Here is a 1442-nt window from a genome sequence, read left to right on the forward strand (position 1 = left end):
CCTTGCACGTGCCGGACACCATCACCCTTTTGCCGCTGCCGTCGGCGCCATCACCCTTTTGCCGCTGCCGTCGGCGTCACCCCAACTGAACCCGGTGGAGCGGGTCTGGCTGTACCTGCGTGAGCGCTATCTCTCGCATCGCGTGCTTGATGACTATGACGCGGTGTTGGAGGCCGTCTGCCACGCCTGGAACCGTCTCCTCGACGAGACAGGCCGTCTCACAACATTGACGGCTTACCCATATCTCACCGCGTCACCAATTCCCTGAACGGGTATAAATTGTGTACGACTTACCGTCGATGTTTGCGGTGAGAGTCTGCTTGCCAGTTGAAAGTGCCATGATGTTTGTCCCAAGTATCGTCGAGCCACTTTTCGCGAGGCTTTCGTGCGACTTCCTTAATTAAAGTATAGAGAATGATAAAGATGGTGGGATTTAACGCTGAATACTCATTACAATTGCATACAACGTACTGAAGCGCATTGCATAATTTAGGTTGCAGAGACTATAGCCTTAGCAATACGAACTGCTTTTCCCCAATGAATGAGGCCAAATCAAGTTGGATAGAAATCTTTTGTGCTTCCAAGGAGGCAAGGCGACCTGATTGGGTGGAACTGACCAGATTGATTCAGAGAATTGAGTGGAAACCAAGAAGTCCAGGACGCCGAAGAAGCGGTTCAGTCCAGGCGTGATGAGCGACCCGATGATAGTGCGGAAGAACCATCCCACTATCGGAATTATGAGCCCTTACATCTGCGGTGCTGGATCGATGCAGCTATCATCTTGGACATCGTGAAAGCTGATGCGGACTTTGCCGATGTGCTGGGTTGGATCGGCCGCTGCCCCGAGGTCAATCAATGGGTTCATCTCGCCCACGAGGCATTCTTCAGCATTGTCAGCCAGTCTCAGCCGCACTTGGCGGTGCCGCACCCGTGCTTCGAAGTCGTTGACCAGGAACTGGGTCTCCCGATCCACGTCGATATCAATGCGGCCAAAGCGATTGCCATCGGCGCCGGTAGCGATCTGAAGGCCCTGCAGCAGGTGATGGAGCTCTGCCGGCCATTCAACGATGGGGTTCTGGCTCAATGGCATAGGTGCGCCTGTGTTTGGATGACTCTTCAAGACTTCAACACTCTAAGCGAAGGCCATGCTTAGCGGTTCCATAAAGGGGTTTCTGCGCAATTCGCGTGTAGAACCCCGTTAGAAAGGTCACTCCTCTCCCCGTTACAAATGTCACTCTCCCTGGGTGATCGTGCTGGGGAGATTGGATCTGATGACGGTGATCGGGATGAGCCGGCCAGAGATCGATCGGGTTCACATTCTGCGGGACGTCGTGGCGGAGCGAATTACGGTGCGCGAAGCCGCCCAGCTGCTGCGGATCACACGGCGCCAAGTATTCCGATTGCTCAAGGCCTATCAGACCGGCGGTCCCGCGGCCTTGGTG

The 1442-nt window shown here is 54.7% G+C and carries 2 protein-coding genes and 1 pseudogene; all 3 read left to right on the forward strand.

The genetic code is table 11. The annotated features are described in order from the left end of the window. Nucleotides 1-268, forward strand: a pseudogene (locus ACXJKO_RS31665) (hypothetical protein); the annotation flags it as partial. A 513-nt stretch (nt 269-781) separates the two neighbouring features. Then, the gene (locus ACXJKO_RS31670; protein ID WP_457094962.1) at nt 782-1153 is read left to right on the forward strand and encodes a hypothetical protein; all 372 of its coding nucleotides are present in this window, start codon (nt 782-784) and stop codon (nt 1151-1153) included. Between the two features lie 133 nt (nt 1154-1286). Further along, nucleotides 1287-1442, forward strand: a 156-nt coding sequence (locus ACXJKO_RS31675) for a helix-turn-helix domain-containing protein (protein WP_457094963.1), incomplete at its 3' end; no start/stop codon positions are given.

Source organism: Microvirga sp. P5_D2 (assembly GCF_054049475.1).